The sequence below is a fragment of the Streptomyces sp. NPDC001156 genome (assembly GCF_053598275.1).
Genome location: NZ_JBSFJX010000007.1, coordinates 40,462 through 54,249, shown reverse-complemented (window position 1 = coordinate 54,249; position 13,788 = coordinate 40,462). Strand labels below are relative to the sequence as shown.

Below are 13,788 nucleotides of genomic sequence, written 5' to 3'. Positions count from 1 at the left end.
CGAGAGGCGGACCGCTCGGGGAAAAACGGTCCGCGGGGGACGACCCTGAGAGCTCGGGGCTCCGGGTCGGAACAGGGGAGGACAGGCCCCGGCGCCCTGGGGCGCCGGGGCCCTTCCCATGTCTGCGGCACATCCCTCCGCCCCCTCCCTGACCAGGGGATATGGGTGTCACCCGCTGGCCAAGAGCTCTCAGGTCATATGCCTCATGCGACAGCCTCGCATGCCGACGGCGCGAGCGCTGCGATTCCGCACACTGAATCTTGGTTTCGGGCCGGATCGCGGGGCCGTCACAGCAGGCACAGGGGTCACACCGCTTGACGGATCGTCGGATGATCAGGACATCCGGAGCCGTCGATTCCGGCGGTGGCGGAGGCCCCGGCTCCGCGCCGGAGCACGGCCGAGCGCGCCCAGGGGCGACCCTGGGCCTTCACGGCGCCACCCTAGCGCTTGGCCACGAAGACGTGGGACGCGATCTCGGACTCCAGCTCGGCTGCCTCGCCGCCGCTGCCGACCATGACCCCGCCCGCGGACTCCGTCACACTGACCACGGAACCGGGCTGCACGCCCGCGCGCCGCAGCGTGTACATCAGCTGTGCGTCCGTCTGGATGGGCTCGCCGATCCGCCGCACGACGACGGTCTTCCCGTCCGAGCCCGGGTCCAGCTCGGCCAGCGAGACCATGCCCTCGTCCAGGAACGGGTTCGCTCCGTCCTTCTCGCCCAGCTCCTCCAGGCCCGGGATCGGGTTCCCGTAGGGCGACTCGGTGGGGTGGCGCAGCAGCTCGACGACGCGGCGCTCGACCGCCTCGCTCATCACGTGCTCCCAGCGGCACGCCTCGGCGTGCACCTGCTCCCACTCGAGACCGATCACGTCGACCAGCAGGCATTCGGCCAGGCGGTGCTTGCGCATGACACGCGTGGCCAGGCGGCGGCCCTCGTCCGTGAGCTCCAGGTGGCGGTCCGCGGCGACCGACACCAGTCCGTCGCGCTCCATCCGGGCCACCGTCTGGCTGACCGTCGGGCCGCTCTGGTCGAGCCGCTCGGCGATCCGGGCGCGCATGGGGACCACGCCTTCCTCCTCGAGCTCGAGGATGGTGCGGAGGTACATCTCCGTCGTGTCGATCAGTCCGGACATACGTGCCCCTCGATGAGATCTGCCGGAGGCTCGACGGCTCACCGGCGTGTGCGCTGGCCCTGGATTCAATTCTGACGCATCGCACTGACAACCGTGGAGCGCCGGCCGAACCAGGGGTCACGGCTCTCGCAAGGACCGCCGCGCCCCCGGGACAGCGTGGCCGTCCTGGGGGCCCACCGACCGTATTGACACGGCACTGGTCCAGACCGCAACGTGATCCGCGACACGGACCGTCACGGACGCCGGTGCGTGGCGGTGCGCCGTGCGTCAGCCGTCCGTCGGGAACGGGACACCGAGACTTCGAAGGGGCGTCGCCGATGAGTGACGAGCCGGGCGGCGGCAAGCCGCGCAGCGGTAGCGAGCTGGCCGGGCGGTTCTTCGAGGCGGCGATCGGGCTGCTGCGCCGGGTGCGGGACGAGGACGCGGAGCAGATCGCGGCCGCGGGCAACCTGATCGCGGACACCGTCGCCGACGGCGGCCGGCTGTTCGCCTTCGGTGCCGGGCACTCCTCGCTGGCCGCCCAGGACCTCGTCTACCGCGCGGGCGGCCTCGCCCTGATGAACCTGCTGGCCGTCCCCGGCGTCGTCGGCGTCGATGTGATGCCGGCGACCCTGGGCTCCGCCCTGGAGCGGGTCGACGGGCTGGCGAGCGCGGTCCTCGACTCCAGCCCGCTCCGTGCCGGCGACCTGCTGGTGATCATTTCCCTGTCCGGCCGCAACGCGCTCCCCGTCGAGATGGCGACGAACGCCCGCGCCCTCGGCGTCAAGGTCATCGGGGTCACCTCGGTGGCGTACGCCTCGGAGACGAAGTCCCGGCACGCCTCAGGCACCTATCTGAAGGACCACTGCGACATCGTCCTCGACTCGAAGATCCCCGTGGGGGACGCGGAGCTCAGCGTCGGCAACATCCCCGCCCCCTTCGCCCCGGCCTCCACGGTGGTGACCACCGCCCTGCTCCAGGCGGTGATGGCCCAGGCCGCGGGCGCCCTTGCGGACCGCGGCATCGAACCGCCCCTGCTCAGGTCCGGGAACGTGGACGGCGGCCACGAGTGGAACGGCCGGGTCATGCGGGAGTACGGCGACCGGATCTTCTACCGGCAGTAGCCGGCCGCGTCCCCGGGAGCAGAGGCCGGAAGGGCGGCTATGCCTCCGGGGCCGCCATGTCGGCCAGGTCCAGCGCGGCGGCGATCCGTGCCGCGACGCTCTCCGCGTACACCGCGTCCGCCCGTTCGAACCGGCTCCGCCCTGCCGCCCGCAGGAACGTCACCACGCCCAGCGTCCGGCCCCGGCTGCGCAGCACCGTGCACAGCGCGTGCACCGCGTCCGCGGGCCACCGCCGGTCGAGCGCCCAGCGGTGTGCCTGCTCCGAGTCCACGTCTCCCGCGCCGGCCCGTACGGATCCGGTACGCGCCACACACTGCAGGGCCGGATGTCCCTCGGCGTACCGCACGGGCAGCCCCGCCTTGCCGGTGAGCGCGCTCGGCCCGGGCGCGCCGGACGGCGTCTCGGCGGCGCGTACCAGGCGCACCGGGCTCTCCCCGTCCGCCATGGAGCCGCCCGCCACCCGGTCGATCAGCGCGTGATCGGCGAATCCGGCCAGTGCGAAGTCCAGATGGACGGTGGCCGCCTCCAGGGGGTCCTCGCACTCGGCCGCCGCGCGGGCGGCGCGATGCAGCTGGTTCGAGCGGAAGCGCAGCAGAGCCGCCTCCTGCTCGGTCTGTTTGGCCTCGGTGATGTCCTGGAAGAGCCATCCTACGCCCAGCGGAACCGGTTCCTCCGCGAGCGGTGAGGACAGCCGCAGGAACCCGCTGCGCCAGCACCGCCGCTTCTCGCCGTCGGCGGTCCGGACGCTCACCCACAGCTCGGCGGGAGCGGGCGGGGCCCCCTCGGCAAGCACATGCGTCAGCGCGCTCTCCAGCTCCTCGACCCCCTGGGAGAGCAGATCGCCGAGCGGACGGCCGAGCACGGCGGTCCGCCCGATGCCGAGGGCCCGGGCGGCGTGGGCGTTGACGACGGCCGGCCGCAGGTCCGCGTCGACGAGCACGACCCCCCAGCTCGCGTCCTCGAACAGGGCCTCGCTCAGCGCGATGGACCGCTCCAGGTCGATCTGCGCATGGACCTCGCTGAAGGCGCAGTAGACCCCCGCGGGTTTCCCGTCGGGTCCTCGCACCGCCGCCGACTGGGTCCGGACGAGCACCCGCCCGCCCTCCTTGGTCAGCAGCGCGAACTCGTGCACCTGGCGCCCGGGTGCGTCCATCGCGGACATCAGCCGCGCCTCGACCTCGGTGGCGTCGGCGGTGCGCACGGCCCATCCGGCGAATCCGCGCCGCCCCACTGCTTCGGCTGCGGACCATCCGAGGATCCGCTCGGCCTCCCGGTTCCAGTGGGTCACGACGCCGTCGGCGTCCAGGGCGCACAGGGCCGCGTCCATGCCGTCGAGGAGCGCGGCGAGAAGATCCGAACCGTCCCGCTCGGGCTCACCCGGCCCCAGCTCGTCCGTCGTCCCACTACGCCGGGAAGCACTCACCTGGACCCCCCTGCAGGCTGCTGCGTCCGCACGTACGGCGCGTTCTTCCGCTCACTCGCCATCATTCAACTCGAACGTGACACAGCACACATCTGCTTCCGGAAAGATTGGGGGAAATCGTTGCGCCCGGTTTTCTCCCCCGGCGGCCGCACCGGAGGGTGCCGGCCTACCCCTTGCTGACCGCCGTCAGGATCTCCGGCAGGCGTCGGGCCGTGCGCGGCGCCGCGAGGCGCAGGCCGAGCAGGGCGATCAGCGCGCCGTACGCGGCGCCCGCCGGCAGCAGCAGCCAGGTCCACGCGTCGCCGCCCGCGGCGACGTTCAGCCAGATCGTCGCCGCGATGACGGGCGCGGACAGCAGAGCGGCCGAGATCATGCCGCCGAAGATGGAGATCCAGGCGAGTCCCGCCTGGCCGGGGACCACGTTCTTGTAGCCCTCCTGCGGAATGGAGTAGGGGAAGCGGGCCGAGGTCCAGGCACCGGTGGCCAGCATCGCGCCGAGCAGCGCGAAGGAGAGACCGAGCACCTCGGGCAGCTTCGGCCAGGCGCCGAGCAGCGCGGTCGTCACGACGGTGACGAAGGTGGCGTAGGGCAGCGTGATCAGCAGCAGCGCCTGCGCCCGGCCGCGCAGTTCGGCGTGGGCGTCCCGAGGAGAGGAGATCGTTGTCGCGACCATCCAGAACGCGGACGTGTCCTGCCCGAACTGGTTGTACATCTGGATGCCGAGCATCCCGGCCGCGAAGCAGGCGAAGTAGATGGAGCCGGTGCCCTGGAGGGCATTGAAGGCGGGGACGATCAGCCCGATCGCGAGCGAGGTCACCCATGCCGCCTTGGTCTTGGGATCGCGCCACACATAGCGCAGGCTGCGTTCCATCACCGTGCCGGTGCGGCCCGCGGGCAGCAGCCGGGACAGGCCCGTCGAGGTGCGCTCCCGGGCGCTCGGTTCGGCGGCCTGGAGCGTGGACTGGTCCGGCGAGGTCATCAGCTTCGTCAGGCTGCGCGACCACAGGGCCAGCAGCCCGGCCAGGGCCGCCGCGCTCAGCGCGAGTTGGGCGACGGCTGTGCCGTACGAACCGCGGCTCGCGGAGTCCACGGCACCGAGGGCGGACGCGGGCGGTACCCAGCGCAGTACCTCGCCCACCGGGTCCAGCGGGGACAGCCCCGCCGAACCGAGCCGCTGGGCGCCGAAGTTGACGAGCTGCGCGCCGACCGCGACGACGAGCCCGCTGAGCACGGCAAGATCGCGGCCCTTGCGGCTGGTCAGCAGCCGGATGTTGGCGGCGGCGACGGCGCGGGCGAGCGCCACGCAGACGAGCAGCGCCAGGACGACGGCGACCACGGAGGTGCCGTACGCGGCGGCTCCGTGCGCCATCGAGATCACCGCGCCGACGAACAGGCAGAGGGTGAAGAGGGGGCCGAGACCGACCAAGGAGGCCGTGAGCAGAGCCCGTACGAGAGGCTGCGGGCGCAGCGGGAGCATCACCAGGCGGGTGGGGTCGAGCGTCTCGTCGCCGCTCGGGAAGAACAGCGGCATCACCGCCCAGCCGAGCGCCAGGATCTCGGTCAGCAGCACCGCGATGGTGGCGGCGTGCGCGTTGCCGCGCAGGGCGATCAGGCCGATCAGCTGCAGGGCGGCGATCAGGAGCACGAAGACGACGGACGTCACGTACGCGGCCCTGCGCCCGGCGGACTGCCGCAGCCCGTTGCGCAGCAGGGACAGCTTGAGCCGTACGACGGTGGGGGTCAGGCCGGGGGCGGTCATCGGGCGCCGCCGCCGAGCCAGTCGAGGTCCGCGCCGGCGGTACGGCCGTGCGCGCCGACCAGTTCCAGGAAGGCCTGCTGCAGGGTGGGCGCCTCGCCGCGTACGTCGGCGAGCGGGCCGTGTGCGCGGATGCGTCCCGCGGCCATGACCGCCACCCAGTCGCACAGCGACTCGACCAGCTCCATGACGTGGGAGGAGAAGACGACGGTGGCGCCGGAGGCCGTGTAGCGCTCCAGGACACCGCGGATGGTCTGGGCGGACACCGGGTCGACGCCCTCGAACGGCTCGTCGAGGAAGAGGACCTCTGGATTGTGGAGCAGTGCGACGGCGAGCCCGATCTTCTTGCGCATGCCGGTCGAGTAGTCGACCACGAGCTTGTGCTGGGCGCCGGCCAGGTCGAGGACGTCGAGGAGCTGCGTGGCCCGCTTGTCGACCTCGGCGCCGGGCAGACCGCGCAACCGGCCCATGTAGCCGAGCAGTTCCCGGCCGGAGAGGCGTTCGAAGAGCCGCAGACCCTCGGGGAGGACGCCGATGCGCGCCTTCACCGCCACCGGGTCGCGCCACACGTCGTGCCCGACCACCTCGACGGTGCCCTGGTCGGGCCGCAGCAGTCCGGTGACCATGGACAGGGTGGTGGTCTTCCCGGCCCCGTTCGGGCCGACCAGCCCGATGAACCGCCCGGCGGGCAGCTCGAGGTCGATGCCGGCGACGGCGACCTGCTCCCCGAACCGCTTCCAGAGCCCCTGCACCCGTACGGCGGCCACAACCGCCCCTGCTCCCTCGGTCATACGAGCACCTTAGGGGGAGGAGCGCACCGAACGGGGCGCGGGGAACCGCATGAGCGGCAACGGAGAACCCCACGGCACGGCCGCCGGACGCCATCCGTCACGCAGCCGGCGACCGCGGTCGGCTACCGCTCCCGGCCGCAGGCGTACGCGAGCGGCGAGATCAACTCCTCCGCATCCGGCAGCCACCGGTTCGCGGGCGTCGGCCGGCAGACCCACTGCACGGCACCCCGCGACCCGTACCGCGTGGGAGGTGCGGCCACATACGCCCCCTCGCCGAGCGTCAGCAGGTCGAGCGAGGAGGGCGACCAGCCCAGGTTCCGAACCAGGTCGGGGACCTTCGCCGAGGCGCCGGGCAGCACGAAGAACTGCATGCGCCGGTCCGGGGTCAGGGCCACTGGTCCGAGCGTCAGCTCCATTCGCTCCATGCGCGCGAGGGCGAGGAAGCCGGCGGTCTCCGGGACGTCGACGGCGTCGAAGGTGCGCCCGGTGGGCAGCAGGATCGACGCCGTCGGCCGCATGGTCCACAGACGGCGCGCGACGGTCGCGCTGCCGCTCGCCTGTGTCGCCCAGTCGTCGCGAGCCGGATGCGCACCGGGCACGGGGCACGCGGACCGACCGCAGGAGCATTGCTGCATCCCGTCCACGGCTTCGAGCCAGGTCCCGGGGAACACGTCCCAGTGTCGTTCCTCGGCGTAACGTACGGCGGCTTCCAGGAGCGAATCGCCGCGCTGCTTCGGGATGTGGGCAGTTTCGGGGCCCGCGATGGTCTCTTCCACGATGAGCTCAACTCTAGCGGTCACGGGGGGTTACGCCCCGCTCCCGCGGTGCGACCGTCCGGGCCGGGGGCGGTTTTTGGGCTTGCCCTTTTTGCCCTACATGCGCGGGGAGGAGCACCGTTCCCGGCGGCGGGGCGCACGGGTGCACGGTCGGGGGCGCGCAAGAGGAACGGCGACAGGGGCCGGGTAGTCAGGTGAGGAGCACGGCATCAGGCTTTACCCCGGCAATCCGCGCATGTCTCGCATCAGAGGTATGTCCGCTGGGCATCGATCTTCACGACCGGAACTTTTCGGTGCACACCAAGGGTGTTCCCGGGAGTCCGGCCGCTGAAGACACGTCAACTCGGTGCGGGAGCAGTCACCGCAGTCACCGGGCGAACCGAGCCATGGATATGGGGGTGCGCATGGCCGCAAGGCCTCTCGTCGCGCGGCAGCCGAACGAACGGCTGCAAGCGCTCATTCAGGAGGCGGGCTGCTCGAACGCGGGGCTCGCCCGCCGGGTCAACATGTGCGGCGCGGAGCACGGTCTCGATCTGCGCTACGACAAGACGTCGGTGGCCCGCTGGCTGCGCGGTCAGCAGCCGAGGGGTCGGGCGCCGGCGATCATCGCCGAGGCGCTCGGCCGCAAACTGGGGCGTACGGTCACGATCGACGAGATCGGGATGGCCAACGGCAAGAACCTCGCCTCGGGCGTGGGCCTGCAGTTCTCGCCGACGGTGCTCGGCGCCATCGAGCAGGTCTGCGAGCTGTGGCGCAGCGACGTCGGTCGCCGTGACTTCCTGTCCGGTTCCTCGGTCGCCGCGTCCGCGCTCGTCGAGCCGAGCCGGGACTGGCTGATCTCCGCGCCGGATTCGCAGGTGTCGCGCTCGGCAGGGCCCCGGGTGGGGCCCTCGGACGTGGCCGCGGTGCGCGCGATGACCCAGGCACTGGTCGAGCTGGACCACCAGTTCGGCAGCGGACATGTGCGGCCGGTCGTCGTGCACTACCTCAACAGCGTCGTGTCGGGCCTGCTGGCCGGTTCCTACCGGGACGCCGTGGGTCGCGAACTCTTCGCCGCCGTGGCCCGGTTGACGGAACTCGCGGGGTACATGGCCATCGACACCGGGCAGCCGGGGCTTGCCCAGCGGTACTACATCCAGGCGTTGCGCCTCGCCCAGGCAGCGGGGGACCGCGGGTACGGCGGCTATGTGCTCGCCGCCTCCATGAGCCATCTCGCGGCGCAGCTCGGAAACCCGCGGGAGATCGCGCAGTTGGCGCGCGCGGCCCAGGAGGGAGCGCGTGGGCGGGTGACGCCGCGGGCGGAGGCGATGTTCCACGCCGCCGAGGCGCGGGGGCACGCGCTGCTGGGCGACGTGCGCGCCGCCCAGTTCGCTTCCGGGCGCGCGGTCGCGGCGCTCGAGGCGGCCGACGCGGCGTCCGGGGACGACCCGATGTGGATCGCCCACTTCGACCAGGCCTATCTGGCGGACGAGCTGGCGCACTGCCACCGCGACCTCGGGCAGGCCGAGGCTGCTGCGCGGCGGGCGGAGGAGTCCCTCGCCGGGCACCCCGTGTCGCGGGCCCGGCGCCGGGCGATCGGCTATGTGCTGCTCGCCACGGCGCAGGTGCAGCAGCGCGAGGTGGAACAGGCCTGCCACACCGGTCTGAAGGCCATGGAACTGCTCGGCACGCTGCGCTCGAATCGCGGGTCCGAGTATCTGGAGGACCTCCAGCAGCGGCTGGAGCCGTTCCAGGAGGAGGCCGCGGTGCGGGAGTTCGGGGCCCGGCTGGATCTGGCGGCCGCGGCGTAGGGGCATCGCGCCGGGTGCCGTCGGGGGTGCGGGGCGGGAGGTGCCGGCAAGGGTCTTCGCCCCGGCCCGGGAGATCCGCGATGAGGTGAAGCGGTGTGGCCGCCGACGATCGCTCCGGATCGCCCGGGCGGTCCCCGTGACCGGGGCGTGAACCCTCCTTACGGGGTGGCCGCCCCGGCATGAAGGCCCGGGAAATGCCAGGTGATCGACAAGTGAGGGTCCGAGGGGTGACGTAAACAGCGCCTGGCGACGCGGTTTTGTTACGGCGGTCACATGGGTAGGAGGTCAGGCCCTGTGCTGCGTGGCACCAGCTTGTGGGGACCCGGTAGCGTGAGCCGACGATTCCGAAAGTCCCCCATTCGTAGGAGTCCCGGTGACGCAGAGTGGACAGGGCGAGGAGCCCTCGGCGCGGACCGCGCGCGAAGGCATCGTGCTGCCTTCCGACGGCGGCGAGCCCCTGCTGCCGAGCCAGGCGGGCGGGGCGAACGGTTCCGCGGTTCCGGCGGGCGGCCGTGGTGCCGCCCCGGTGGGCGGTTCCGGCGGTCAGGGCGCGCCCATGACAGGTCAGGCCTGGGGTCAGCCGTGGGGTCCGGGCCAGCAGTCCGAGACACCGCAGCCCGGTCAGGGCTGGGGCGGCGACGCCGGGCAGCACTGGGGTGAGCACCAGCAGCCCGGGGCCGCGCCCGCACCGGCGTGGGACTCCCCGGGCGCACAGCCCTCCTGGGAGTCCTCGGATCCGCAGTCGGGCTGGGGCGGGGCCCCCGCCGTCCACGAGTCGCACGCGGCGCCGGGGCAGCCGATGCCGCCGCACGCCCCGATGGGCGCGGGTGCGGGTCCGCTGCCGCCCGAGGGTGCGCAGCCGTCGTCGTACGGTGTGGACGGACATGGTGCGCCCGGGGGCGCACACCGCCTCCAGCAGGGCGCACACGCCGCACCGCTGCCGCCCGCCGACGAGGGCGCCACGCAGTACATCCCGCCGGTGCCCGCCACCGGTGACGCGCAGGCCACGCAGTACCTCCCGCCCGTCGCCGCCCAGGAGGCGGCGACCCAGTACATACCTCCGGTCGGGCCGGGAGCGCTCCCGACGGAGATGCCCGCGGACGACGCGACGCGGTTCCTCGGCCGGACCGGGGGCTCCCCGGCCGCCGGTCCCGACGCGCAGGCCACGCAGTACCTCCCGCCCGTGCCCGGGCAGCCGGGTCCCGCGCCGTACGGGATGCCGCCCGACGGCGACCGGCAGACGCCGGCGGAGTTCGACAACCTCTTCCGCCACGACGGCGCCGCGCCCGCCACCCAGTATCTGCCCCGGTTCGACGCCGCGGACGGGCCCGGCGTCCCCGGTACCCGGGCGGCCGGACGGCGCGACGACGGTGGTCGTGGCCGCCCGCGCAATGCGGTCATCGCGGCCGTGGGCGTGGGCATCGTCGTCCTCGGCATCGGAGCGGGCGCCCTGCTCAGCGGCGGCGGTGACGACCCCAAGAGCGACAACAGCAAGAACGTCTCGGCGACCGGCCCGGCCGCGAACGCCTCGGAGCCGGGGTCCGGCGACGCCGCCAAGCAGCAGGCCGCGGCGCTGGACAAGCTCCTCGCCGACAGCGGCAACAGTCGCGGCTCCGTGATCAAGGCGGTGGCCGAGGTCAAGGTCTGCCAGAACCTCGGCCAGGCGGCCACCGACCTGCGCAACGCGGCCCAGCAGCGGAGCGGCCTGGTCACCCGGCTGTCCGGGCTCGCGGTCGACAAGCTCCCGAACCACGGCGAGCTGACCACGGCGCTCACCAACGCCTGGAAGGCGTCCGCGTCCGCCGACACCCACTACGCCGCCTGGGCCGACCAGGTCGCGGCCAACAAGAAGGGCTGCAAGAGGGGGCAGGCGCGCTCCACCGGGCAGACGGGGGCGGGCAACCGGGACAGCGGCACGGCCAGCGCCGAGAAGACGAAGGCCGCGCGGCTGTGGAACGCCATCGCCCAGAAGTACGGCCTGACCCAGCGCCAGCCGACCCAGCTGTGAACACAGCGGTGTGCGCCGCTCCGGAGCCGTTCGGCACCGCGGCGGCGCACACCCGGTGACACCTTGACCGTCCAGTCCGGGCCCAGGGCCCGTGCGCCCTACTGGAGCGCGGTGCTCTCCAGCGTCTTCGACACGTTCACGAAGCCCTTGGTCGCCGCCACCAGCTGCCCCTGGCGCACCACCTGGAGGGTCACGTCGGAGTTGATCAGACGCGGGTAGCCGATGACCACGGTCAGGTCCTGGAAGCGCCAGCGCAGGGGCGGGGTGAGGCCGCCCGTGTCGACCTGGAGGCCGTTGTCGAGGGCCGAGCGGATGGTGCTCGCGCTCACCTCGCCGCCGCCGAGCGACTCGACGACCTTCTTCAGGACCGTGTACGCGATCCAGGTGGTCTGCACGCCCGCGTCCGCCGGGTCGATCCGGTTGTCACCGAACGCCTCCTCGCGGATGACCTTCTTCATCGGATCCCAGTGCGGGTCCGTCGCCTCCGGATACCAGCTGGTGACATACGCCCCTTCGTAGGGGCTCGAGGCGCCGCCCGACTGGTTGATGATCGACTGGTCGACACTGCCGAGCACCGAGCCGGTGCGCACCGCGGGGTACTCCGTGCTCAGACGGCGGAAGGAGTCCATGAAGGTGCCGGTGCGCTCGTCGAGCGAGGGCACCACGCACCCCTTCTTCTGCTGGTCCGTGGTCGCCTTCTGCAGCGCCTGCTGGGCCTGGGCGTCGAACGAGGTGGCGTCCTCGGCGGCGCGCACGTCGGCGGCGGACGAGTGGTCGCCCGCCGTGAGCCCGGCGTCGAGCAGCACCGGGAGCTGGTCGCCGGCGACGGTGTCCGGGCGGACCAGGGCGACGCCCCCGCAGTTCTTGCCCAGCTCCTCGCCCAGGCCCGCCAGCAGTGCGGGCTGACCACCGTTGACGGGGTAGGAGAGCACGCTCTTGAACTCGTCGTCGGTCAGGCCGTACCCGCCTATGTAGGGGATGCCCGCCGACTCCAGCGGTGAGAGGAAGGAGGACGCGAACTGGCTGTAGGAGCCGACGACCGCGACGGCCTTCCTCTTGACGGCGATCCGCGCGCACTTCGCGGCGCTGACGTAGTCGTTGTGGTCGTTGCAGGTGAGCACGTTGAGCTTGTGCCCGTTGAGCCCGCCGTGCGAGTTGATCCAGCGCGCGTAGGCCCGCGCCATCGCCGGCATGCCCGGCTTGTTGGTCGCGGAGGTGTCCTGGGGCGCCCAGGTCATGACGGTGATGGAGTCCCCGGAACCCCCCGTGGTACCGGGGACGATGCCGCAGGCGGCGGCCATCGACGCACAGGCCACCACCGCGCCCGCGGAGAGCAGGGCGTTCCGGACGCGGCGGCTGCCCGCTTTTCGGACGGCGCCCGTGATGCTGGGGCTGGTGGGGGAGGAACTGGTGCGTCGACTGCCGGTCATGGCGTGCACGATTCCGCCACATCACTAACCGGTGTATGCCCGGTGGTCAATGACAGGTGTCGTAGGGGTGAATTGCGGGGGCCGATGATCCGGTTTTCACAGGGAACGTACGATCGATGACCGTGCAAGGTTCGGAGAACTCTTCCCGTCGTGGCCGTCGCTACTCCACCATGGGCGACATGCCCCTGAATGACATGCCGTGGTGGCGCTGGCGCAGCAATGTGCGCTCGGCGCTGCACATGCTTTCCGACCAGGCGTTCCAGCGGGACGTGTGGCTCGCCGGTACCGAGGGGTACGGCGACGTCACCGACGCCGTGTACCGCCTGGTCGAGGACACCTGGCTGGACAACTGGTCCGCCGACAAATACGTCGGCACGATCTTCCGCGACTCGCAGGAGGCGGCGCTCGTGGACACGGCCGTGCTGCGGGTGCTGCGGATCATGCACCAGGTCGGCCCGGACGCGCCGGTCCAGGCCTACATGGACCACCACGGGTGGCCGGAGGCGGTGCGGGCGGCGCGCGACGCCCATGTACGGCTCGCGACGAGCGACGGTGAGGACCCCGACGCGCCGCCACGGACGCTCGAGGTGCTGCGGATCCTCACCCGGTCGGCCTAGTCCGTCGCCGCGCGGTCCGGGTGGCGGAACGTCGCCCCGTGCAGGCCCGCGGTCATGAGACCCTGGCCGGCATGAGTGAGCAGTCCACCCGAGCCGCGGCCCCCGCCGACCAGTACGTCCTCACCCTCTCCTGCCCGGACAAGCAGGGCATCGTGCACGCCGTGTCGAGCTACCTGTTCATGACCGGCTGCAACATCGAGGACAGCCAGCAGTTCGGCGACCGCGACACGGGACTGTTCTTCATGCGGGTCCACTTCTCGGCGGAGTCGCCGGTGACCGTGGACAAGCTGCGCGCGAGCTTCGCGGCGATCGGTGACTCCTTTCACATGGAGTGGCAGATCCACCGGGCCGACGAGAAGATGCGGGTCGTCCTCATGGTCAGCAAGTTCGGGCACTGCCTGAACGACCTGCTCTTCCGCGCCCGGATCGGGGCGCTCCCCGTCGAGATCGCGGCCGTGGTGTCCAACCACACCGAGTTCGCCGAGCTGGTGGGTTCGTACAACGTCCCCTTCCAGCACATCCCGGTGACGAAGGACACCAAGCCGGAGGCCGAGGCACAGCTTCTGGAGCTGGTCCACGAGCGGGACGTCGAGCTGGTGGTGCTGGCCCGCTATATGCAGGTGCTCTCGGACGACCTGTGCAAGCAGCTCAGTGGCCGGATCATCAACATCCATCACTCGTTCCTGCCGAGCTTCAAGGGCGCCAAGCCGTACCACCAGGCGCACGCGCGCGGTGTGAAGCTGATCGGCGCCACCGCGCACTACGTGACGGCCGACCTCGACGAGGGCCCGATCATCGAGCAGGAGGTCGAGCGCGTGGGCCACGACGTGACCCCCGACCAGCTCGTCGCGATCGGGCGCGACGTCGAGTGCCAGGCTCTGGCTCGCGCGGTCAAGTGGCACGCCGAGCGCCGGATCCTGCCGAACGGCCGCCGGACGGTCGTCTTCGCCTGAGACCCGGG

General features: G+C 72.1%; 11 protein-coding genes. 5 read left to right on the top strand and 6 right to left on the bottom strand.

What is annotated here, in order from left to right; all coding sequences use genetic code 11:
- Positions 1–440 precede the first annotated feature (440 nt).
- Positions 441–1,133, bottom strand: a complete 693-nt coding sequence (locus tag ACWDA7_RS06000) for a metal-dependent transcriptional regulator (protein WP_450602968.1) — start codon at positions 1,131–1,133, stop codon at positions 441–443.
- A 317-nt stretch (positions 1,134–1,450) separates the two neighbouring features.
- Here ACWDA7_RS06000 and ACWDA7_RS05995 point away from each other — a divergent pair, with 317 nt between their 5' ends.
- A complete protein-coding gene (locus tag ACWDA7_RS05995; RefSeq protein ID WP_450602967.1) occupies positions 1,451–2,236 on the top strand; it encodes an SIS domain-containing protein in 786 nt (261 codons plus the stop codon).
- Between the two features lie 37 nt (positions 2,237–2,273).
- Here the strand turns inward: ACWDA7_RS05995 and ACWDA7_RS05990 are convergent, their stop codons facing one another.
- From ACWDA7_RS05990 to ACWDA7_RS05975, 4 genes are all read right to left on the bottom strand, one after another.
- Entirely contained in the window at positions 2,274–3,659 is a 1,386-nt protein-coding gene (locus tag ACWDA7_RS05990; RefSeq protein ID WP_450602966.1) for a PAS domain-containing protein, read from the bottom strand.
- A 166-nt stretch (positions 3,660–3,825) separates the two neighbouring features.
- Positions 3,826–5,418: a transporter gene (locus ACWDA7_RS05985; protein ID WP_450602965.1), complete on the bottom strand. Its 1,593-nt coding sequence runs from the start codon at positions 5,416–5,418 to the stop codon at positions 3,826–3,828.
- Entirely contained in the window at positions 5,415–6,206 is a 792-nt protein-coding gene (locus tag ACWDA7_RS05980; protein ID WP_432929328.1) for an ATP-binding cassette domain-containing protein, read from the bottom strand. The genes ACWDA7_RS05985 and ACWDA7_RS05980 overlap by 4 nt, the downstream gene beginning before the upstream one ends.
- A gap of 122 nt (positions 6,207–6,328) precedes the next feature.
- Positions 6,329–6,982: a bifunctional DNA primase/polymerase gene (locus tag ACWDA7_RS05975; protein WP_450602964.1), complete on the bottom strand. Its 654-nt coding sequence runs from the start codon at positions 6,980–6,982 to the stop codon at positions 6,329–6,331.
- 404 nt (positions 6,983–7,386) lie between these two features.
- On the opposite strand from ACWDA7_RS05975, the gene ACWDA7_RS05970 reads away from it, so the two are divergent.
- Both ACWDA7_RS05970 and ACWDA7_RS05965 read left to right on the top strand, forming a co-directional pair.
- Complete coding sequence (locus tag ACWDA7_RS05970) at positions 7,387–8,772, top strand: transcriptional regulator (protein ID WP_450602963.1); 1,386 nt, start codon at positions 7,387–7,389, stop codon at positions 8,770–8,772.
- A 373-nt stretch (positions 8,773–9,145) separates the two neighbouring features.
- On the top strand, positions 9,146–10,780 hold the full coding sequence (locus ACWDA7_RS05965) for a hypothetical protein (protein ID WP_450602962.1): 1,635 nt from the start codon (positions 9,146–9,148) through the stop codon (positions 10,778–10,780).
- A gap of 98 nt (positions 10,781–10,878) precedes the next feature.
- On the opposite strand, the gene ACWDA7_RS05960 is transcribed toward ACWDA7_RS05965, so the two are convergent.
- On the bottom strand, positions 10,879–12,210 hold the full coding sequence (locus tag ACWDA7_RS05960; RefSeq protein ID WP_450602961.1) for an ABC transporter substrate-binding protein: 1,332 nt from the start codon (positions 12,208–12,210) through the stop codon (positions 10,879–10,881).
- Between the two features lie 116 nt (positions 12,211–12,326).
- Between ACWDA7_RS05960 and ACWDA7_RS05955 the strand changes: the two genes are divergently transcribed.
- Entirely contained in the window at positions 12,327–12,827 is a 501-nt protein-coding gene (locus ACWDA7_RS05955; RefSeq protein ID WP_432929320.1) for an SCO4402 family protein, read from the top strand.
- Between the two features lie 71 nt (positions 12,828–12,898).
- The gene (gene purU, locus ACWDA7_RS05950) at positions 12,899–13,780 is read left to right on the top strand and encodes a formyltetrahydrofolate deformylase (RefSeq protein WP_450602960.1); all 882 of its coding nucleotides are present in this window, start codon (positions 12,899–12,901) and stop codon (positions 13,778–13,780) included.
- The last annotated feature ends 8 nt before the right edge of the window (positions 13,781–13,788 follow it).